Origin of the sequence: Acinetobacter sp. YH12144 (assembly GCF_013418345.1) — a bacterium.
Classification (GTDB): Bacteria; Pseudomonadota; Gammaproteobacteria; order Pseudomonadales; family Moraxellaceae; genus Acinetobacter; species Acinetobacter amyesii.
The window spans coordinates 41,693-62,621 of sequence record NZ_VPCD01000023.1 but is presented as its reverse complement, the minus strand read 5'-3'; the positions used below and the strand labels follow the sequence as shown (position 1 = coordinate 62,621).

The 20,929-nt window shown below is 40.0% G+C and carries 21 protein-coding genes and 1 pseudogene; 11 read left to right on the top strand and 11 right to left on the bottom strand.

The window, feature by feature from the left end; all coding sequences use genetic code 11:
- The 8 genes and pseudogenes from FTU79_RS14255 to purB form a co-directional block, all read left to right on the top strand.
- A pseudogene (locus FTU79_RS14255) lies at window positions 1-107 on the top strand (IS5/IS1182 family transposase); the annotation flags it as partial.
- An 88-nt stretch (window positions 108-195) separates the two neighbouring features.
- Window positions 196-645: a PAAR domain-containing protein gene (locus tag FTU79_RS14250; protein WP_180050904.1), complete on the top strand. Its 450-nt coding sequence runs from the start codon at window positions 196-198 to the stop codon at window positions 643-645.
- Window positions 638-1,078: a PAAR domain-containing protein gene (locus tag FTU79_RS14245; RefSeq protein ID WP_180050900.1), complete on the top strand. Its 441-nt coding sequence runs from the start codon at window positions 638-640 to the stop codon at window positions 1,076-1,078. The genes FTU79_RS14250 and FTU79_RS14245 overlap by 8 nt, the downstream gene beginning before the upstream one ends.
- Window positions 1,079-1,478: 400 nt before the next feature.
- Window positions 1,479-2,111 carry a hypothetical protein gene (locus FTU79_RS14240; protein ID WP_218945480.1) on the top strand — a complete coding sequence of 211 codons (633 nt, stop codon included), beginning with the start codon at window positions 1,479-1,481 and terminating at the stop codon, window positions 2,109-2,111.
- Between the two features lie 230 nt (window positions 2,112-2,341).
- On the top strand, window positions 2,342-2,827 hold the full coding sequence (locus FTU79_RS14235; RefSeq protein WP_180035327.1) for an NUDIX hydrolase: 486 nt from the start codon (window positions 2,342-2,344) through the stop codon (window positions 2,825-2,827).
- Between the two features lie 4 nt (window positions 2,828-2,831).
- Window positions 2,832-3,968, top strand: a complete 1,137-nt coding sequence (gene mnmA, locus FTU79_RS14230; protein WP_168379207.1) for a tRNA 2-thiouridine(34) synthase MnmA — start codon at window positions 2,832-2,834, stop codon at window positions 3,966-3,968.
- A 12-nt stretch (window positions 3,969-3,980) separates the two neighbouring features.
- Window positions 3,981-4,712, top strand: a complete 732-nt coding sequence (gene hflD / locus FTU79_RS14225) for a high frequency lysogenization protein HflD (protein WP_218945479.1) — start codon at window positions 3,981-3,983, stop codon at window positions 4,710-4,712.
- A gap of 56 nt (window positions 4,713-4,768) precedes the next feature.
- Complete coding sequence (purB, locus tag FTU79_RS14220) at window positions 4,769-6,157, top strand: adenylosuccinate lyase (RefSeq protein WP_168379206.1); 1,389 nt, start codon at window positions 4,769-4,771, stop codon at window positions 6,155-6,157.
- 184 nt (window positions 6,158-6,341) lie between these two features.
- Here the strand turns inward: purB and FTU79_RS14215 are convergent, their stop codons facing one another.
- Entirely contained in the window at window positions 6,342-6,581 is a 240-nt protein-coding gene (locus FTU79_RS14215) for a hypothetical protein (protein WP_180004910.1), read from the bottom strand.
- 212 nt (window positions 6,582-6,793) lie between these two features.
- On the opposite strand from FTU79_RS14215, the gene FTU79_RS14210 reads away from it, so the two are divergent.
- On the top strand, window positions 6,794-7,426 hold the full coding sequence (locus FTU79_RS14210; RefSeq protein ID WP_180050897.1) for a DUF2238 domain-containing protein: 633 nt from the start codon (window positions 6,794-6,796) through the stop codon (window positions 7,424-7,426).
- 38 nt (window positions 7,427-7,464) lie between these two features.
- Here FTU79_RS14210 and FTU79_RS14205 read toward each other — a convergent pair whose 3' ends face one another.
- The 8 genes from FTU79_RS14205 to FTU79_RS14170 all read right to left on the bottom strand — a co-directional run bounded on the left by FTU79_RS14205 (window position 7,465) and on the right by FTU79_RS14170 (window position 14,927).
- Window positions 7,465-7,887 carry a hypothetical protein gene (locus FTU79_RS14205; protein ID WP_180050894.1) on the bottom strand — a complete coding sequence of 141 codons (423 nt, stop codon included), beginning with the start codon at window positions 7,885-7,887 and terminating at the stop codon, window positions 7,465-7,467.
- A gap of 36 nt (window positions 7,888-7,923) precedes the next feature.
- Window positions 7,924-8,217: a hypothetical protein gene (locus tag FTU79_RS14200; protein ID WP_257224322.1), complete on the bottom strand. Its 294-nt coding sequence runs from the start codon at window positions 8,215-8,217 to the stop codon at window positions 7,924-7,926.
- Window positions 8,218-8,373: 156 nt separating this feature from the next.
- Complete coding sequence (locus tag FTU79_RS14195; RefSeq protein ID WP_257224321.1) at window positions 8,374-8,754, bottom strand: hypothetical protein; 381 nt, start codon at window positions 8,752-8,754, stop codon at window positions 8,374-8,376.
- 187 nt (window positions 8,755-8,941) lie between these two features.
- Window positions 8,942-9,904, bottom strand: a complete 963-nt coding sequence (gene sohB, locus FTU79_RS14190; protein ID WP_078190186.1) for a protease SohB — start codon at window positions 9,902-9,904, stop codon at window positions 8,942-8,944.
- A gap of 190 nt (window positions 9,905-10,094) precedes the next feature.
- Window positions 10,095-11,018: a phosphate ABC transporter ATP-binding protein PstB gene (gene pstB / locus FTU79_RS14185; RefSeq protein ID WP_218945478.1), complete on the bottom strand. Its 924-nt coding sequence runs from the start codon at window positions 11,016-11,018 to the stop codon at window positions 10,095-10,097.
- Between the two features lie 13 nt (window positions 11,019-11,031).
- Complete coding sequence (pstA, locus tag FTU79_RS14180) at window positions 11,032-12,423, bottom strand: phosphate ABC transporter permease PstA (RefSeq protein WP_180009606.1); 1,392 nt, start codon at window positions 12,421-12,423, stop codon at window positions 11,032-11,034.
- Complete coding sequence (pstC, locus tag FTU79_RS14175) at window positions 12,420-13,799, bottom strand: phosphate ABC transporter permease subunit PstC (RefSeq protein WP_180050891.1); 1,380 nt, start codon at window positions 13,797-13,799, stop codon at window positions 12,420-12,422. The genes pstA and pstC overlap by 4 nt, the downstream gene beginning before the upstream one ends.
- Before the next feature lie 99 nt (window positions 13,800-13,898).
- On the bottom strand, window positions 13,899-14,927 hold the full coding sequence (locus FTU79_RS14170; protein WP_180009604.1) for a substrate-binding domain-containing protein: 1,029 nt from the start codon (window positions 14,925-14,927) through the stop codon (window positions 13,899-13,901).
- Between the two features lie 408 nt (window positions 14,928-15,335).
- Here FTU79_RS14170 and FTU79_RS14165 point away from each other — a divergent pair, with 408 nt between their 5' ends.
- On the top strand, window positions 15,336-16,388 hold the full coding sequence (locus FTU79_RS14165) for a Rieske 2Fe-2S domain-containing protein (protein WP_180050889.1): 1,053 nt from the start codon (window positions 15,336-15,338) through the stop codon (window positions 16,386-16,388).
- A gap of 362 nt (window positions 16,389-16,750) precedes the next feature.
- On the opposite strand, the gene FTU79_RS14160 is transcribed toward FTU79_RS14165, so the two are convergent.
- Together FTU79_RS14160 and FTU79_RS14155 are read right to left on the bottom strand one after the other, a co-directional pair.
- Window positions 16,751-18,283, bottom strand: a complete 1,533-nt coding sequence (locus FTU79_RS14160; protein ID WP_180007695.1) for an aspartate aminotransferase family protein — start codon at window positions 18,281-18,283, stop codon at window positions 16,751-16,753.
- Window positions 18,284-18,285: 2 nt separating this feature from the next.
- Window positions 18,286-19,659: a diaminobutyrate--2-oxoglutarate transaminase gene (locus tag FTU79_RS14155; protein ID WP_180050886.1), complete on the bottom strand. Its 1,374-nt coding sequence runs from the start codon at window positions 19,657-19,659 to the stop codon at window positions 18,286-18,288.
- Between the two features lie 484 nt (window positions 19,660-20,143).
- Here FTU79_RS14155 and FTU79_RS14150 point away from each other — a divergent pair, with 484 nt between their 5' ends.
- A complete protein-coding gene (locus tag FTU79_RS14150) occupies window positions 20,144-20,845 on the top strand; it encodes an SIMPL domain-containing protein (RefSeq protein WP_180007693.1) in 702 nt (233 codons plus the stop codon).
- The last annotated feature ends 84 nt before the right edge of the window (window positions 20,846-20,929 follow it).

Sequence of the window (20,929 nt, the reverse complement as noted above, 5' to 3'; positions counted from 1 at the left end):
AAACCTTCAAAATTCTTGCTGAGCGATATCGCAATCGAGGCAAAAGACTAGCATTAAGATTCAATCTAATTGCTGGAATTTATAACTTGGAGCTGAGTGAAAAATGACTTATGAAAGAAATCTATTAGTCATCTTATTTTGTTTAGTCATCTTATTTTGTTAAGCTCGAATATAATTACAATATTTGGACATAGTATGACTAGCCCTACTTTTTTGCATCAACTGCCAAAAGAGCAGCTACAAAAGCTTTCAAAAGAAGATATAAAAAAAATTCATGAGGCAGAACAACTATATTGGAATCATAAGCCTCACACAAAATATTATGTAGCATTTAACGGTGCAAAAACTAAAAATGGTGGACTTGTTCGGGCATCAAATCATACTTTTAAAGTCCAAGGGATATCATTGGCATTGATAGATGATGAAGCCATATACTTAGATGGTTCAACAGCAAAAGTTATCTCTGGCGCAGGATCGCTTTTCAATGTAGATGGTCGATCAGCCGCTCTAATCGGTTCATTTTTAGAAAATGGCGATGAAATTATTGATAGTCCAATTACATCTCATGTATTACGCTTATATCATGATGCGATACCCCCTATAGGCTTTATGACTACAACAATTGGAGACTCAAAAAATGTCTAAAGGATTCGGCATTCATGGGTCTACAACGAGCCACGGAGGAACAGTCATATCCACTCAGTTCAGAAGTTCACAGATGGGGAATCTTTTTCTTCGTGCTGGAGATGGTTTCGCATGTCCGAAATGTAAAACTTGGTCTACGTTAATTAAAAGTAATGACCACGTTATTTTTGATGGCAAGGCTGTAGCTTATGTAGGCGATAAGTTCACTTGTGGTGCTACCTTACTCCCTAAGCAAGTACATGTAGTTGGAGCTAGTGGTGGTCCTAGTAATTCATCCGTCTTAAATTTTCAGACAACATCTCAACAAAGTAATAATTTGGCAAACAATTTTAGCCGTAACAAAGAAAATTATTATATAGAACAAAATAGAACACAATACGTGAAATTCAAAAATTTAATTCTTCCTTATGATGAGGATAAAAAGGTTGGGTAGGAGTTGTTTCTCAAGCTATTTCTGGGACTTGTGAATATATTGTTAGCTATATTTTAAAGGGTCGTGAATTATTTATAACAGTTTCCTATATAGCCCCTCCATTAAAAGGAGATGCTAAAATTAAACCTTTTGTTTCAGTAAAAATATTTAGAGAAAAAGCAAGAGATTTTAAACTACTCTCACAAAAAAATTTAGAAATAGGGAATGGTGTCTGGAATACTGAAAAGGGGAAAGAACTAGTTGGATCAGGAACAATTCTTCTTCCGGAGCCCAATTTGTCTTTAATTAAAGTTGAAATGCAAATGGGATATGAAGCCAAATTAGATGGCGGAATAATTTATCCAAATCCAAGATTTACAACACATACATTCACTTTAACTTCGGCTGCTAGACATATTTCATGAAAAAATATCTAATTTTAACTATTCTTTTTAGTACAGTTTTCACTATAACTGGATGCTCTAATGTACAAGAGATTCCAAAGAAAAATGAAGTTGTAGAAGAACAAAAAATATCCCTATCAGATGATATTATCATCCAAAAATACAGAACATTAATGAATGATATAGACATTCATAGCCCTAAATCTAAAGAAAAATTAAAAAATATTTTATTAGACGTAAAAAAAATCCAAGCTCAAAATGAGCGAGAAAAAATAGAAATGAATATTTATCTCTCTTTAGAAATGTATCAAGAGGCTTATGAATTAAATAAGAAACAACTCAATGAGAGACCAACTCAAGCTAAATTATTTAAGCACTGTGAACTAATGCAAATTTTGAAATATCCGCAAAATGACCTGCGATCTTGTCAGAGTAAAGTAGCAGAAGGTATAAGGAATGAATTAAAGACTATCCCCAAAGATGATCCAGCCTATCCGTATGCTAAATGGGGATATTTATTAGCTATGTATAAATCAGGACATGGTGAGTATAAAGAACAAATGGAAAAATTCATTAACTCGACTACAGATGAAACAATGAAGTTCCAATTTCAGGGTTCTTATGAAATGGCAATTGAAAGTAACAATTGAAATAGTGCATGTATTAATTATTTTTTAATATTAATCATATCCATATTACAAAAAAAGCCTATATCAACTGTTCAGGGCTTTTTATGATTCATTGTTTCCAACCCTATTTATGAAACAGTGTTCCATAAATTTCTACGCTAAAAAATATCTCTCCAAAGAATTCATCTCCCATCATAGCCACCGCTCCCTAAATTTTGTAGAATAGCGTTTTTACCCCATGGTGCTTTTCTATGACCGCTTGGACTGCTCACGTCACTGTTGCGACAGTCGTTGAAAAAGACGGAAAATTCCTATTTGTTGAAGAACATACAGAAGGTGTGACCCATACTGTATTTAATCAACCAGCAGGTCATGTCGAAGCTGGCGAAACCATCATTGAAGCAGCCATTCGAGAAACCATGGAAGAAACAGGTCACGATGTAGAAATCACGAACTTTCTAGGCATGTATACTTATACTCCCCCGATGTTCCCTGATCGTACTTATTTCCGTTTCTGTTTCTTAGCTAAAGACATTCAGCACCATGCCGATGCACAGTTAGACACAGGTATTGTCGGTGCAGTATGGATGACGCTTGATGAACTCATTGAGTCTGCCCGTGCGCGTAGTCCATTAGTCATCAAAGCTGTGCAAGATGCTCTTTCAGGTCAAAAATTTCCTTTATCGCTCATTTACGAGCACCAAAATTCTCCCTTAATTTCAAATTTGGATGCTTAATCCTATGCAACAACGTGTCATCGTCGGTATGTCTGGTGGTGTAGATTCTTCTGTATCTGCAGCACTTTTACTTCAACAAGGTTATCAAGTTGAAGGTCTTTTCATGAAAAACTGGGAAGAAGATGACGGCACGGAATACTGTACGGCAATGGAAGATCTTGCCGATGCTCAAGCCGTTTGTGACAAAATTGGAATCAAACTTCATACCGCAAACTTTGCGATGGAATATTGGGACCGTGTCTTTGAGCATTTCTTAGAAGAATATGCCGCAGGTCGTACACCAAACCCAGATATTCTCTGCAATAAAGAAATTAAATTCCGTGCATTTCTCGACCATGCTGTGAACTTAGGTGCTGACTTTATTGCGACAGGCCACTATTGCCGCCGTGGTGAAACGCTAAAAAATTCACGTGGTGAAGAGTATGCCCCTCTACTGCGTGGTCTAGACAACAACAAAGACCAAACCTATTTCCTACATGCAGTGCATGGTCGTGAAATTAACAAAACTTTGTTCCCTGTGGGTGAAATTGAAAAACCACAAGTGCGTAAAATCGCTGAAGAATTAGGTCTAATCACCGCGAAGAAAAAAGATTCAACAGGAATTTGCTTTATTGGCGAACGTCGATTTAATGACTTCTTAAAGCAATATTTACCTGCTCAACCCGGAAAAATCGTCCTAGACACGGGTAAAGAGGTTGGTGAACATCACGGCTTAATGTACTATACGCTCGGCCAACGTGGTGGCATCGGTCTTGGTGGTCTAAAAGGTGCTGAAGAAGGCGCTTGGTTTGTACTGCATAAAGATATCGAAGGTAATCGCCTAGTCGTTGGTCAAGGTCATGAACATCCACTCATGCAAAGCACCATTTTATGGTCTGAAGCGATTGATTGGGTGGCTGGTGAACAAGAGATTCCTGAATCAGGCTTCCGCTGCACAGCGAAAACTCGTTATCGTCAGCCTGACCAAGACTGTACAATATTTAAAGACCCTACAGCGCCAAATGGTGTGCGTGTCGAATTCGATGAGCCACAACGTGCTGTTACACCGGGTCAAAGTGTGGTGTTCTACACCGGTGAAGTTTGTTTAGGGGGTGGTGTGATTCATCATACCAATGCGCCTAAACCGGATTTTATTGAATAAGGATTGTTTCGGATGACAGAGTTACCGTTTCAACAGCCTCAGACTCTGAATACTCGCCAAAATCGTGCATTGGCGTTAGCTGCTGTTTTTCAAGCGACACAGCTGACCCACATGACTGCATTGACTGGGCAACAGAGTATCGGGGAAAGCGGTAACTTTTATTTTGAACATCTCATTAAAGCCAGTTTAAATATCCGTCCTAAGTCGAATCAGTCTAGTCAGACGCTTGATTTTTTTAGTGGCTTGGCGGATATTTCGCTGGGATTAAAAACCTTAGAAAGTAGCATTACTCAACCCTTCAATACATCTCCCAAATCTAGACTTCCTAAACTTGCCAATACTAAGCTACCCATGACGTATGCGATGGCGTTATTGCAGTTAGAAAAGAAAGTCTATAGCAATCCTAAATTTGTCGAAACCATTGAACAATCCCAACAAAAAATTCTAAGACAGCTTTCCTTTTTTGATAATAATTATTTACATCCAAGTATCATTGCCAATTTAGCGCAAACCTATATTGAAACTGCAGGCCAAATTAATCCACGTATTATGGTTCGTGGTAATGCCGAAGCATTTAAAGACACTTCTCATACCAATCGCATTCGCGCCACCTTATTTACCGGCTTACAAATGGCACATTTATGGCGTCAGCTCGGTGGTAGCTCATGGGGTATGATTTTCAGTAAGCGCAAGCTACTACAAGATATTCAAGATCTTGCCCGTTTACAGTATCAGGTGGTTTAACTGATGCAGTACGGGCTTTTTGTTTTACGTTTAATTCCAAAATTTAAGGAATCGCTATGAACGCTTTAACCGCACTTTCTCCATTAGATGGACGTTACGCAAGCAAATGTGATGCTCTACGTCCCTTCCTCTCTGAGTTTGGTTTAATCCATGCTCGTGTGACTGTTGAAGTGCGTTGGTTACAAGCGCTTGCAAACCGTCCTGAAATCACTGAAGTTCCAGCGTTCAGTGCTGAAACTAACGCTGCGCTTGATGCAATTGTTGCGAACTTCTCTGAAGACAATGCAAACCGCATTAAAGAAATTGAACGTACAACAAACCATGATGTAAAAGCAGTGGAGTACTTCTTAAAAGAGCAAATCGCACATATCGATGAGCTTAAAAATGCTGGAGAATTCATTCACTTTGCATGTACATCTGAAGACATCAACAACTTGTCTCATGCTTTAATGCTTAAAAATGGCCGTGAAGTTTTAGTTGCAGCAATGCAGCAAATCATCGATTCAATCGTTGCTTTGGCTGAACAACACGCTGAACAACCAATGTTGTCTCGTACACATGGTCAAACTGCAAGCCCAACAACTTTGGGTAAAGAAATGGCGAACGTGGCTTACCGCCTTGCACGTCAAATCAAACAATTCAAACAAGTTGAATTACTTGGTAAAATCAATGGTGCAGTAGGTAACTACAACGCGCACTACTCTGCTTACCCTGAAATTAACTGGCCTGCGCATTCACAAGCATTTGTTGAATCATTAGGTTTAGAATTTAACCCGTACACCACTCAAATCGAACCACATGACTACATGGCGGAACTTTTTGATGCGCTACGTCGTTTCAACACCATTTTGATCGACTTTAACCGTGACGTTTGGGGCTACATCTCACTTGGTTTCTTCAAACAACGTTTGAAAGAAGGCGAAGTTGGTTCTTCAACAATGCCACATAAAGTTAACCCAATTGACTTCGAAAACTCTGAAGGCAACTTGGGTATTGCGAATGCGGTATTGGCTCACCTTGGTGAAAAACTTCCTGTATCTCGTTGGCAGCGTGACTTAACTGACTCAACTGTGCTTCGTAACATGGGTGTTGGTTTTGCACAAAGCTTGATCGCTTTTGAAGCTTGCTCTAAAGGTATTGGTAAACTTGAATTGAATGCTCAACGTATTCTTGAAGACCTTGACCATGCGCAAGAAGTACTTGCGGAACCGATTCAAACTGTTATGCGTCGTTATGCAGTTGAAAAACCTTACGAAAAACTTAAAGCCCTAACTCGTGGTCAAGCAATGACTCGCGAAATGATGGTTGATTTCGTAAATGGTAACGAATTAGAAGCTGTTCCAGCTGCTGACCGTGCGCGTCTTGCAGAAATGACACCTGCAACATATACAGGTAATGCATCAACTCAAGCAGCAAACATTAAAGATCTTATTTCTAAAATCTAATTTTAGATAGATCAAAAAAAACGAGGCTTCATGCCTCGTTTTTTATTTATAATACTTCTGCTCTCTTTGAGATGAGGAGCATGCTCCGCAAGGAGATGAGACTATCCAACTCTCCCTTGCGAACTCAGAATATATTCTGAGGATTCTCATCTCCTATAAGGAGATAGAAAATTTAGACGCAATTTTATTCTGCAGGGCAATATTTCGCCCAATCATCTTTCATTCGCTGTAATTCACAACCCGTTAAAACATCTGAGTAATAAATATAATATGTGGCATTGGGATACTGAATTTCATGGCGAAACATCATGCCCCGCAAAGATACAGAGAGCTCTTCTGGAAAATCATCTGTTAAATTAAGTTCTTCAAACTCATAGTTAAAATAACAATTTTGAGTCGCAATAAATGCCTCAACAACGGCCATAGTTACTTCCAAATACATAAACTTCGATATACATCTGAGTTTAATACAATCTTTTTGAAAATACTTATCCCTAGTTGCTAGCTGATGACATTTGAAAAAATAATGCACAAATTCTAACGCCGGCGAACTAACACCTTTCATCGCATTATGGCTATACTTGCCGCGAATTATAAACATTGCACACCGATAAAAAATTTGAGCTTTGCCTTTTCATGATTGATTTCAAATTAAAACTTAAGCACATCTTAGCTTTTGCGTTATTAACTCTTGCTATTGCGATCGCCAGTATCCAACCTTTAGAAATGGAAGCGTATATACTCCATCAAATTGGCACAGCGTTTATGCTGATCGTGCTGCTCGTTTTCCTCTATAAAATAGGGCTAAGTTTCGCAACTGTTTGCCTGTATCTTGGCTTTTTACTGATTCATGTCATCGGTGCCCATTATTTATATTCTTATGTGCCTTATTCTGAATGGACACAAGCTCTCTTCGGTTTCAACCTTGACCAAAGCATGGGATGGTCTCGGAATATGTATGATCGGCTTGTACACCTTGCCTATGGATTGCTGCTCTACCCGTTCTTTTATCGCATATTTCAAATCTGGCTACCGCAGTTAAAAGCCGGAACACTCTTTTTATTGGTCGTACAGTTCGTCATGGCGACCAGTTTATTTTATGAATGGATCGAATGGCTGATTGCCATTGGCTTATCACCAGAAGAAGCTGAAAATTATAATGGGCAACAAGGTGATATTTGGGATGCGCATAAAGATATGCTGCTCGCAACACTTGGTGCGATGATCACTGGTGGTATTTGTTTAATGACATCAAAATCTATTAAATAACGTTCAGCAAAAGTCTGAATACTTTTCACCTTAAGCATTTAAGCAGTCCATTGAATTAAGATTGAATCTGACATTTGCGGATTCAATTTTCGGTCATAATACTGAAAGCACGCTTTTGCTCCCGCTGGCATTTTTTGTAGATCATCATCTATACGAAAATGCCGTGTATATTTTGTATGATTCACTAAAATTTCAACCCGCTCAAAAGGCTGTCTTTTATTTATATTTCCGCTACTCATATAACTCTGATAGGCCACAACAGTGCCGCAGGCTTCAGAGCGAACATCTGCCTGTAGTGATGAACAATAAATATAGCCTGCCAACAGTGTTGCTGCTGGGCCAAACAGCGCAGCATACTGTTTCAGCACAGATTTTTTCACACTTTGAAAATGCAGCAAATATAGCCAAGGCCAAACCATTAGGCAAATGACACCACCTAAAATAAACAGCAATACCATCATGTGTTCAATTTCCTCAACCCGCTGCGATAAACCGAACTAGCGATCAACCCATTTTAATATTTTAGATTCAGCTAAATCGGGGTGTTCAAACTTATCTAAGTATTCAAAACAGACATATTCACCTTTATTTTTACGAAGAATAGTGTCATCAAATCGCAGGTGCCGATTATATTTTCGGCCATCAAATAAAATCGTAATCCGCTCAAAATGATCATGCTTAATTGAATAGGTCTTATAGAACTGTACAACACCGCATGTTTGTGACGGTAAAATCACTTTTTCTTCTTTTAAATACGCAGCCAAAGCTAAAATTAAACAGCCCGGAAGCAAAGCATAAGAAGCAAAGCATAAAATGGAAAAGTATCCCGATGATTTTTATCCTTTAACTTGGGCACGATAAAAATGATCGTCAAAAATGGGACGATCACTAAACTCAGTAAACCTATCAAAACCATAAAGCTAAACATGATGCCCCGAGATGATATGTTAAGGCGCAAGCCACTCAACAATATTTGAACTCTTTAAATGTGAATATTGAAAGCGGTCATAAAAGCGAAAACAGACTTTTTCATTCGCACTTTTACGTGCTAAATATGCATCAAAGCGCATATCACGGGTATAGGCTGAACCTTCAAATTTTAATAAAATTTTTTCATAAGGATTGCAACGCGTCTGAGCTCGACCACTACAGTTTTCATAATGCTTATAGCCCACCACTACAGCACATGCTTTTGAAAGTACCATTGGCTTTTCTTTTTTCATCGACATGCCAAAATGATAAGACATCCCTCCAAACACTAACATTAAGCCCATCACCACAAATGGCAAGACTACCCATTTTTCCCCTTCTTTTTCAGCTTTTGGCAAGTACACCACTAAAGTTGCAATAAACCCAAAAAACAAAAGAAAAATAGAATTAAGCCTAGAATAATCAAAAAATTAGACATGATTTCGGTCAATATTTCATTTATAAAGCAATCTAACACATTCGTTTATTTTTCCATAAAAAAAGCCCACCAAAGTGGGCTTTAAATGCTTCATAACAAAAACAATTTTAGAGTTTAGGGTCACGCAACTGCACGAGGCTCGAATTGGCTTTGCTCAATGACTCCATCACTTTAGACATGACTGCAGGCACCAATGAGTCCGCAATTTGTGCTGCTTGTAAGCCTAACTTCTCACCAAGCGTTGGCTTTTTGCGGGTTTCAATCATATATACATCATGTTGTGGCATGAGACTTAACAGATATTCATCTGACGTTTGGAGCTTATCGACTAGATTAAGATCAATGGCATCTTGACCATACCAATGCTCACCTGTTGCAACTTTATCGACATTAAGCTGAGGACGGTATTTTTCAACAAAGTGTTTAAACAAGTTATGCGTTTGCTGCAACTCTTCTTCAAATTTGGCTTTACCTTCAGCCGTATTTTCACCAAACATAGTGACGGTACGTTTGAACTGACCTGCTGTATACAGTTCAAAATCGATATGTTTTTCTTTCAATAAACGGTTAAAGTTTGGCACTTGTGCAACCACGCCAATCGAACCCACCACAGCAAATGGTGCTGAAACGATTTCATTTGCAATGCAGGCCATCATATAGCCACCACTTGCAGCAACTTTATCCACGCAAATGGTTAAGTTAAATCCAGCATCACGTAAACGTACCAATTGTGCAGCGGCCAGACCATAGCCATGCACCATCCCGCCTGGACTTTCTAAACGTAAAACCACGCGGTCACGTCCTGCTTTTGCTGTCGCTAAGATCAGGGTAATTTCTTCACGTAGACTCGTTACCGCAGATGCAGCGGTATCACCATTAAAATCGATTACATAAATTTTTTGGTTATTCTTTTTACGTGCGCGCGCTTCTTTTGATAATTGTTGGCTTAGTTGCAGCAGCTCAAGTTTAGATGCAGTCGTTTGCGCAATTTTTTTTCGTTGTTCATTGATACGTGCATTTAAGTGGCTTACACGAATTTCCGCAGGCAACTTGGGATTATGAAATAGCATAAAATTGAAACTCATTTAATTCATATTTATGTTGTATAACATGTGGGTTACATCACAAAAATTCAATCTATTTTTTGAAAATAATTCTCATTGAGTCAAATTGAGCTTTTTATTTCTATCAATCCTTTTCTACCTAATTATTGACTTCATAAAAAAAGAGCCTTTCGGCTCTATTTTCAAACAGTCTAGATTAACCAAAACGACCGGTAATATAGGCTTCTGTAAGCTGATGATCCGGTTGGGTAAAGACTTTTTCAGTGGAATTCACTTCAATTAAATCACCCAAATGGAAATATGCGGTACGGTCAGAAACACGCGCTGCTTGTTGCATCGAGTGTGTCACAATCGCAATGGTATATTGCGCTGAAAGTTCAGTGATGAGCTCTTCTACTTTTGCTGTTGCAATTGGATCGAGTGCTGAACAAGGTTCATCCATTAAAATCACTTCAGGACTGACAGCAATGGTTCGCGCAATACATAGACGTTGCTGCTGACCACCTGAAAGTCCTGTACCCGGTTGGTTCAAACGGTCTTTCACTTCATCCCAAAGGCCTGCTTTACGCAGACTATTTTCAACAATTTCTTCCATGTCGTATTTGTCACGTGCCAAACCATGCAATTTTGGACCATAAGCGACATTGTCAAAAATAGACTTTGGGAATGGGTTCGGCTTTTGGAAAACCATACCCACTTGGGCACGCAGTAACACCACATCGAGATTTGGATCATAGATATCTTGATTATCCATAAGCACTTGCCCTGTCACACGACAAGAATCAATCGTGTCATTCATACGGTTGAGCGTACGTAGGAAAGTTGACTTACCACAACCAGACGGTCCAATAAAGGCAATCACTTCATTTTCATAAATGTTCAGATCAATGCCTTTGATCGCTTCAGATTCACCATAGTACACATGCACATCATTGGTACTGATTTTCACATTGGTCGATTTCGCATCTTTTTTCGCGCTAGATTGCGTATCGAATTGTGACACAAACGCAGTATTGGTTTGCTTTTGGCTGCCCTGTGCAGAGGTAAATTGTGTTTGTTCTGGATTCACGGACTTATCCTGATCTAAGGAATTCTTTTCAGTTGTAATGACGCTATTCATATAATGCCCTCAATTACCAGCGTACTTCAAATTTCTTACGTAACCAGATGGCTAAACTGTTTAAGCCGATCATGAGAGCAAGAAGTACAATGATTGCTGCTGCGGTACGTCCTTCAAAGAAGTTACGTAGCTCATTACCTTGCCAAAGGAAAATTTGTACAGGTAATGCAGTGGATTGATCTAAAGGAGTGGCTGGTACACTTGCCACAAAGGCACTCATACCAATCAATAATAATGGAGCAGTTTCTCCTAGGGCTTGCGCAACACCAATAATGGCACCGGTTAAGATACCTGGTAATGCCAGTGGCAAGACGTGGTGAAATACAGTTTGTAAACGTGATGCACCCAAACCTAAAGCGGCTTGACGGATCGATGGAGGAACAGCTTTTAGTGAAGCACGTGTGGTAATAATGACCGTTGGCAAAGTCATCAAACTTAAGACTAAACCACCAACCACAGGAGCCGAAAGCGGCATATGCATCCAACCAATAAAGATCGCTGCACCAAGCAAACCAAAGACAATCGAAGGAACCGCTGCTAAGTTGTTAATGTTGACTTCGACAACATCGGTAATCCAGTTTTTAGGTGCAAATTCTTCTAAGTAAATTGCGGATGCTACACCGATTGGAATTGAAATAATGATCACGATCAGCATCATAAATAACGACCCCATAAACGCCCCAGCTAAACCTGAAGTTGCAGGTGAGCTACGAGAGTCTGGATTCTTAAATATTTCAGTATTAAATGAGTTAGTAATAACACCATCAGCTTTAAGTTTATCTGCAAGTTGGCGTACTTCTGGGCTCAATTGTTGCTGTTCATCAGGCAAGCTGCGGTCAATATTACCAGCCAACCAGACATCGACATTAGCATCTGCAAGGATTTTAAAATCTTGTTTTTGACCAATCAATGACGGATCTGCCATTACCATGTCACGTAAGCGATAAGCTTCTGAACTTGTATATAAACTGTTGAGATCATCACGTTGTGAGGCAATCGCTGGATCTTTTGCTATGATGCCATTTACGATGAGCGCATTCCAATCCACCATGCCCATTTCAGTTTGCCAAGCAATGTAACGCTCTTGGAACTGTGCAGGTGATTCACCTTCTTTTTGAATTGGTTTCGCACCAACTTTGACAATGTTTGGATCAAAAAACACAGGTACCGTCATTGAGCTTTGCCAAAATGCAGGTAAACCTTTGGCTAAAATACTACCAAACAATAGCACGACGAACAATAAGCCAGTCACTACTGCACTAAAGCCCAAGACACGGAAGGTATTTTCTTTACGGTGTCTTTTCGCCAATGAGTTTTCAATGATTTTCTTACGTTTTTCACGAAGCTCAGCGGCTGCATGTGAATCAAATTTTTGATCCATGTTTGATGTATTCGTAGTACTCATTCGTATTGCTCACGGTATTTACGCACAATGTACAGTGCAACAATATTCAGCCCTAAGGTAATCACAAACAGTGTTAAACCGAGTGCAAAAGCAACTAATGCTTGAGGACTCGCAAAGTCTGTATCACCTGTTAATTGGTTTACGATGGTAATAGTGACGGTAGACACCGCTTCGAGTGGGTTGATATGCAGTAAAGGACTGTTCCCTGCTGCAAGCACCACAATCATGGTTTCACCAATTGCACGAGATGCTGCCAATAAGAATGCACCGATGATGCCCGGCAATGCAGCTGGAATCACTACTTGGCGAATGGTTTCTGATTTTGTAGCACCCAAACCGAGTGAACCGTCACGAAGCGCGCGAGGGACTTGGGTAATGATGTCATCAGATAATGATGAAACAAATGGGATAATCATAATCCCCATCACAAAGCCTGCTGTTAAAGCACTGGTTGCATTAATATCGAGTCCGATATATGCGCCAAGTTGTTTTGCAAAGGGTCCAATAATCATTAAGGCAAATACACCATAAACAATCGTTGGAATACCTGCGAGAACTTCAATGGCCGGTTTTGCCCAAGCACGGAAACTTGGCTTTGCATATTCAGCCAAGTAAATAGCAATCATCAAACCAACAGGAACAGCAACCAATAGCGCAATTCCACTAACCATGAGTGTGCCCCAAAGGAGTGGCAGCAAACCATAACTACCTTCAGCATTCCCTGATGTACTAAAACCGGGGTTCCATTCAGTGCCTAAGAAGAAATCTAGTGGACTGACAAAACTAAAGAAACGCATGGCTTCACTAAACATCGACATTACGATGCCGACAGTGGTCAAAATCGCCACGCCTGAACATAGTGCCAATGCCACATTTAAAACTTTTTCAACTTGGTTTCGTGCACGATATTTTTCTGCAATGCGACGTTTAGCCATCACTAAACCAATCAATGCCGCACTTACTACAACTGCTAATTTCGCGAATGAACCAATGTTCTCAATTTTCTTTAACTGTTCTGCTGCTGCAAGTTCATATGCAGCTGGCGTATCACTTACTCCAAAACCAGAAGCAATCGCTTGAACGCGGTCAACCATTACGCTCGTGCTTGCAGGATCTAAACTTAAACGAATATTTTCAGGGACATTATTTAAAATAACGTGTTGAAAAATACTCGGTTCAACCAAGTTCCAAACAATCAAGATTAAAAAAGCGGGAATCCCACACCATAAAGCGACCAAAACACCATAGTAGCCCGGTCGTGAATGCAACATTGCTGAGTTATTGCCTTTACCTGCAAGTTTGCGACTTTTGATCAGTCCAACTTGATAAGCGATTGCAATAATTGCGAGCAACACACCAATAAGTAGCAGATTCATGTAATCTCCACTGTTTTTTCAAAAGCCCTTCTTGAAAAAACTGTTTCTTTGCAAAAAGCCAATGGCAGGTCGACCCTGCCATTGGCTGTTTCAATCCAATTATTTAACTGCTTTACCCGCTTTGAAGTTTGCAAGTACCGCAGCACGTTCTTTGTCAGACATTGAAATTAAGCCTGCTTTTTCTAGCTTAGAACCTTTACCTGATACTTTTTTACTTAGGAAGAATTCTGTGAACTCTTTTAAGCCTTTAATTGATTTTAAGTGCTCACCCTTTACATAGAAGAACAATGGACGAGATACTGGGTATGAACCATTCAGAATTGTTTTCTCAGATGGCGCTACATTATTCACTGTTGCTACACGTAACTTGTCACGGTTTTGGTCATAGAAACCTAGACCGAATACACCTACAGCGTTAGGTGAAGTTTTTAAGCGTGCCAATGTCTCTGTATAGTCGCCTGCGATTTCAATCACACGACCATCTTTACGGAATGTTGAACATGCTTTTTTCTGAGCATCTTTATCTAATTTTGCGAAAGCTTCATAAGTTTCACAGCCAGCATCGACCATTTTTTCTTGGAACACTTCACGTGTACCATGGTTTGATGCAGGAATAACTAAAGTGATTGCTTCGTTTGGTAAAGTTGGGTCGATTTGATTCCAACGTGTGTATGGGTTTGCAACCAATTTACCTTTTGAAGGTAATTCAGCAGCAAGTGCAGCAAATACGTGCTGTGGGCGAAGTTTGAATGCCGCTTTTTTCGCATTTGAAGCAAATACGATACCGTCATATCCAACTTTAATTTCTAAGATTTGGTTAACGCCTGCTTTTTTACATGCAGCCAATTCAGTACCTTTAATTTTACGAGATGCGTTTGCAACATCAATTGTGTTATCACCAACGCCATTACAGAATTGTTTCAAACCACCTGAAGTACCACCAGAACCTACAACAGGTGCTTTAAATTGTGGGAATGTATTACCAAACTCTTCTGCAACAATACTTGCATAAGGCAGTACAGTTGAAGAACCAGCAATTTGGATCGTGTCACGAGCTGCATTTGCAGTTGTAGCGACTGTTGCCCCAGTAGTGAGTACCATAGCAAGTGCGATATGATTTAAGCGCATTCTCATCTCTCTTTATTGATGCATTTATTGGAGTACGCCACTTTCTAATAAAGTCTTGTACTTTTTCGATATACGCATTTTGATTTTAGAGTATGACAGTTAGGTTACATCTTTATGACGCTTTTATGATAATTGATGATTGCACATTGATTTAAATATAATTCTTTATTTTTCAACATGTAATGAAATTTATCAAAGTATTGGTCTTATTTATTTCTACTTTGATATTCGTAAGAATTCATGTCCTTGTCATATTTTGTCTTATTTTCTTTTTTCAAATTCCCCTCTTTTTCTGAATGATGCAGATTTGCATGTTCTATTTTTTATTTCCTCGTATTCCAATAATTGAAATTTCATTACATTTTTAGTTCGCTCAATATGCAAGTTTACATAAAAACAGAGCCTAAAATGACCAGTAAAGCCATTGCGACATTTAATCCGGACTTGCCTGTGCATATGACTTTTGAAGAACATGACTGGCACTTACTTGCAGAATTTTGGTATCCCATTGCACTCGCTCGAGACATTACAGAACAGCCTTATGGCACCATGCTTTTAGATATGCCGCTCGTCATTTATAAAATGGGAGAAGAACTGATTGTCGCTAAAGATGCCTGCCCTCACCGCGGCGTCCCACTCAGCTTAGGTAAAAATGATGGTCTAGGGGTAGTCTGCCGCTATCATGGCTTACGCTTTGGTGAACACGGTCATTGCAACCGCATCCCTGCACATCCTGAGCACAAAATTTCACCTCGCTTTAACTTACGTACTTATGCCGCTGTTGAGCGCTATGGACTGATATGGTGTTCGCTCACTGCCACTAAAGATGCTGCGCCAAACATTCCAGTCATGCCATATTGGGATGAAGCCGAGTTTCAGCAATTGGTGTGCCCAACGGTCGATTTTCAATGTTTTGCAGGCCGTCAGCTTGAAGGCTTTATTGATGTCGCGCATTTTGCTTGGGTACATCCTGATACCTTTGGCGACCCTGAAAATGTAGAAGTGCCTGACTATAAAACCACGGAAACAGCAACTGGCTTTAATGCAGACTATTGGAGCAGTGTTGGGCGCTACCCAATTGGATTAGAACAACGAGGACAAGATGGCTTTGAATGGCTACAGCATTTTGAGATTCATCTACCCTTTACTGCAACGCTCACCATACATTTTCCAAACGACAGCAAGCAAGTGATTATGAATGCGGCATCCCCCATGACTGCCCGCTCCACCCGTCTATTTGCTCCCATTTGCCGCAATTATGACAAAGACTTACCTGTCGAAGATGCTTATGACTTTAACCTGAAAATATTTGAAGAAGACCGTTTAGTCTCTGAATCGCAAAAGCCTGAATATTTACCCTTAGATTTAAGCATCGAAGCGCATTTCCCTGCGGACCGCAGTTCGAGTATGTACCGCAAACTGCTGCGTAAGAAAGGTTTTAGTCCATTATTTGCGGCATAACATCAATATCGTATTGCATTCACCTCACCCTAACCCTCTCCTACAAGGAGAGGGAAACTCCTTTACAAGCCTTCTATTGGTTATAAATATTAAGTGGTATCTCATTCATCAAATGATAAACATCAATGAATATCGCGACTGGCGACAGGGATGTCACTATAAGGTAATGGTCACATGGATGTACCTTTTCCCTGAGAAGGATTTTAGTTACTTTGATCCGTCAAAGTAAAAATCTGCCTACACAGTAAACTATCATCACTCAATGAAAAATTGTGGCCATGTAATAAATTAAGCGCCTTTTCATTTAAAACAAAAAAAAGGAGCTCAAATGAGCTCCTTCTTCTACAACTACAAAATGACAATTAGTCAATTGCAGGTGTATATGTACCGTCAGCGATTGGGCCTTTGATACGGTCAGCTTCTGCAAGCACCAGAGCAAGCAAATTCTTCACGTTGTCTAAAGTCGCTACTGGGCTTAAAGTCGTCATTTTCAAAGATTGAACCTGACCTACTTTAGTTACACCAATATTCGCTTCACCACGTGCAAACAATTCGTCTGCTACGTTTTGGTTCAATGTATCTAACAATTCAGCTGGATAGCCTGCTGGCACTACACGGAACAATACCGATGCAAATTGCGGATCAACCAGCATTTCTAGACCGTCAGTTGCATTGATATAATCTGCAACATCACGTGTTAGACCTACACCATGGTCGATCATCGAACCATAAAGCTCTTCACCTAGCGCTTCAACCGTCATCCACAATTTCAACGCGTCAAAACGGCGAGTTGTTTGTAGTGACTTAGACACCAAGTTAGGAACCCCATGCTCTTCATCATAAGCAGAGTTTAAGTACTCAGCTTCATAATGCATGAAACGATAGTTCGCTTCATCTTTCAGCAAGAACGCACCACATGAAATCGTTTGGAAGTAATGCTTATGGAAATCAAGCGTTACCGAGTCAGACAGTTCAATACCGTCTAACATATCACGGTAATCATTCGATAAAATTAAAGCACCGCCCCATGCTGCGTCGATATGCATCCACGCGCCATATTTGTTGGTGATTGCACGAACTTCTTTCAATGGGTCAATTGCGCCTGCATCGGTTGTACCCGCAGTTGCAACTACACATGCGACGATTTTACCTTCAGCTTGAAGGTGCGCCATGGTTTTCTCAAGTGCATCCATGTCCATGCGTGCATTTGCATCTACAGGAACAGTCACTACAGATTGGAAGCCCATACCCATCATGGCCATGTTCTTTTGCACAGAGAAGTGTGCGTTTTCAGAACAGATCACTTTGACGTTACGCATTGCTTCCGCAGGTACGCCGTCACGCTGAACAGACCACGGTCTACCGTTTTCGTCTTTCCAGTTTTTAGCAATACATGCATCACGTGCAAGCAAAACGCCCATCAAGTTAGACTGCGTACCGCCAGAGGTGAATACACCTGCTTGACCTGCACCATAGCCAACTTTTTGGCGAAGCCAGTCAATTAACTGAACTTCCATCAATGAACCTGCAGGGCTTTGATCCCATGAGTCCATAGATTGGTTAGTCGCGTTAATGAGCACTTCAGCGATTTGGCTTGTTACCATTGTTGGGCAATGCAAGTGCGCTAAAGAATGTGGGTGATGTACTTTTAAGCTTTTGTTTAAGAAAAGCTCAACCATACGGTCTAGTGATTTTTGTACACCCATACCTTCTTTTGAAGGATTGAATGCAATTGCACTACGAAGCTCTTTAATGCTACCGCCGGTGTACATTTTGTCATTTTGCAACCATGCAGAAACGGCTTTTACCGCTTCGCCCATTGCTGACTGGTAGTCAGCAATGGATTGTGCATCATTGCAGAATAACGCTTTACGATGTTCTGCAAAATCAACCATTATTACGCGCCTCGAGTTGCAACAAGTGCTTCAGCAAGTGCTTTCTTGAAGCGAACGATCACCTCAATACATTCAGCTTGGTTAATGATCAATGGGCAAAGTAAACGAATGACTGTACCGTTACGACCACCTTTTTCTAACAACAATTTGTTGTTGAAACATGCTGCTTGAATTGCTGCTGCCAATTGAGAATCACCTGGTAAAGACCCCATGTGATCTGCTTTTTGACGTTCATCAACAATTTCAACACCAATCATCAAACCACGGCCACGTACGTTGCCGATACATGGGAATTCTACCGCTAATTTTTTAATTTCAGCTTGTAAGAAGTCGCCACGCTCTTGTGCGTTTTGAGCCAAGTTTTGTTCTTTGATGGTTTTGATTGTTGCAAGACCAGTACCCATAGCAAGTTGGTTTCCACGGAATGTACCCGTGTGACCTGCTGGTTGCCATGCGTCAAACTTACGTTTAATACCCAATACTGCAAGTGGTAAGCTACCACCAACTGCTTTAGACATTACAACGACGTCTGGCTCAATACCTGCATGTTCAAAGGCAAACATTTTACCTGAACGTGCAAAGCCAGCCTGTACTTCATCAAGAATCAACACGATGTTGTGCTTTTCAGTCACTTCGCGGATTTTCTTTAACCATTTTACAGGTGCAGTCACTACACCGCCTTCGCCTTGGATTGCTTCCAAGATTACAGCTGCTGGCTTAGTTACACCACTTTCTACGTCTTCAATGAAGTTTTCGAAATAATACGTTAATGCATCAACACCCGCTTCACCACCAATGCCTAATGGGCAACGGTATTCATGCGGATACGGCATAAATTGAACACCCGGCATTAAGCCGTTCACAGCATTTTTAGCAGACAAGTTACCTGTCATAGCTAAAGAACCGTGAGTCATGCCATGGTAACCACCTGAGAAGCTGATTACTGAACAACGACCAGTGTAAGTTTTTGCTAATTTAATTGCTGCTTCTGTACCATCTGCACCAGATGGGCCACAGAACTGTAGACAATACTCTTCTTTACCACCAGGTAATTGCTCAAGTAGTGCTTCAGTAAAAGCATCTTTTAAAGGCGTTGTTAAATCCAAAGTATGCAATGGGAGGCCACTTGCAAGTGTGTCTTGGATACTTTGAATTACCGCAGGATGATTATGGCCTAATGCCAATGTTCCTGCCCCAGCTAAACAATCGAGGTACTCTGTACCTTCAACATCAGTAACCCAACAACCTAAAGCTTTTGCTATCGCAAGTGGAAGTTTACGCGGATAGCTACGAACATTGGATTCCATCTGGCTTTGGCGAGTCAAATAGTATTCGTTAGTAGAATTAGTGGCAGGGTTTACAGAAGAAACGCTCATATCGAATTACCATCTCTGATATGGGTTGAAAGAAATAAGTCGGGTGACTTGCGGTCCTTTGACTCGGTGCTTTATGAGTTTCTAGTTAGCTTTAAAAGCTCTTTGAGTATGGGCTAACTAGGAGGCGGATGATACAGACTTTTTCAAGAAAATAAATCACTTTTATGATCAAATAAAAAGATAATTTAGAGAAAAAACAGATCTATTCCATGGATATCTTGAATTATCATCTTACAGTGTGACAAAACAAAGAAAACCTTTTTATTTTATGCTTTTTTACAACTTATGAATGATTATTGTAATCTTCAATTATTTAAACAACTAAGTACTGATTATTTAAATAAATATTCATCAAACACTGCATTTATTTTTCTTGAAAGATTTACAATCCCACCACAGATTTTCCTTTAATCCATCACAATCCCCTTTTAAGATAAGGGCATAAGCTTAATTAGTCATTCTGAAAGAAGAATAGGTCATAACAATGCGTAAAATTATCTTATCTACTGTTTTATTAGCATCAGGTTTAGGTTTGGCAGCAGCAACTCAAGCAGCCGACCCACTCAATTACAACATCGTGAACATTCAAGCGGATGCCACTCGCCAAGTGTCGAATGACCAAATGCATGCCGTTTTATATATTGAAAAATCAAATAAACAACCGGCTGAACTTGCTACCCAAATCAACCAATTGATGACCCAAGCGGTGAACACAGCCCGTAAATACCCTGCGGTAAAAATCGAGACGGGATCTCAAAGCACCTACCCGATTTATGACAATGACAGTCGTAAATTGAAAGAATGGCGTGGTCGTGCCGAAGTGCGTTTAGAAAGTACAGACTTTAAAGCAGCTAGCCAATTGGTGAGCGAGTTACAACAAAATTTCCAAACGGAATCAATCAGTTTCAGCATTTCAGATGCGCAACGTAAAAAAGTTGAAAATGAACTGATGGTTGAAGCATCCAAAAACTTTCAACAACGTGCCCAAGCGCTCGCTCAGGCATGGAATAAATCAGGCTACAACTTAGTTAATATTAATTTAAATACCAGCAATTATGGTGGTCAGCCAGTTCCGCGTATGGCTATGATGAAAGCTGCAAGTGCCGATGCTATTCCTGAACAAGAAATGGCAGGTGGTGAATCTAAAATCACGGTCAGTGCAAATGGCTCTATCCAGTTCAAATAATTAAATTCACTTTAAGAAACCGTGCTTTAGCACGGTTTTTTTGATTATAAATTCCACCTATTCTTTATTTAAATTAAAAAGTCT